This is a genomic window from Paracoccus onchidii (genome assembly GCF_028294535.1).
GTDB lineage: Bacteria > Pseudomonadota > Alphaproteobacteria > Rhodobacterales > Rhodobacteraceae > Paracoccus > Paracoccus onchidii.
Map to the genome: position 1 here is coordinate 1 of NZ_JAQBIE010000075.1, position 816 is coordinate 816.

The following is an 816-nucleotide window of genomic DNA, read 5'->3' on the forward strand; positions in this document are numbered from 1 at the left end:
GGTTCTGTCGCAAACTTTTCCGAGTTTCGGCATAGGCTGATCTTCGGACAGAATCATCCTGCGAGCTCCGCGAAGATCTGGCATGCGGTTGCGCCGTTTACTGCGATCTGCCCTTTGCGGATCATGTGAGCGGTCTCGATCCCTGCGATTGTGGCTGCGGCTGAATGGAAGGCCTTGAAGCCCATCATTGGGCGCGTGATCCGCTTGATGAAGCGGTGGTCCTGCTCAAGGATATTGTTCAGATATTTGACCTCCCGGATCTCGATCATGCGACCGCGGCCCGTGAATTTCAGGATCGTGTTCATCGACTGCAGGCCCGCCAGGTTGGCGCCGCTTTTGTCGATGACGACCCGCTCTGGCACGCCGTTCGCCGCAATCGCGCGTTTGAAAAATCGCCGGGCTGCTGCCAGGTAGCGGCGCTCGGATAGCATGAAATCAAGGGTTTGGCCGTCGCGGTCCACAGCGCGGTAAAGGTAGGTCCAGCGACCCTTTACCTTGATATAAGTCTCGTCCATCCGCCAGGATGTGGCGGTCGAACGCTTTCTCGCTTGCGCTTGGACAGCGATCAGCGGCGCGAACTTTACCACCCACCGGTTCAGCGTGGCATGGTCGACCTTCACCCCGCGCTCGGCCATGATCTCCTCCAAGTCACGGTATGAGACGGCGTAGCGGAGGTAGAAGAAAACCGCGTGCAGGATCACGGACTTCGGATAATGTACGCCCTTGAACTCGATCACGCCAACCGCCTTTTTCCAACTCCCTGACAACGCTGACATATCATGCGCGCCCAGAAAGTCGAAAGTTTGCGACAAAACC

The 816-nt window shown here is 57.6% G+C and carries 1 protein-coding gene; it reads right to left on the reverse strand.

The genetic code is table 11. The features are described 5' to 3' along the window. Positions 1-53: 53 nt before the first annotated feature. Positions 54-737, reverse strand: a complete 684-nt coding sequence (locus tag PAF17_RS20105) for an IS6 family transposase (RefSeq protein WP_271890828.1) — start codon at positions 735-737, stop codon at positions 54-56. Between the last annotated feature and the right edge of the window lie 79 nt (positions 738-816).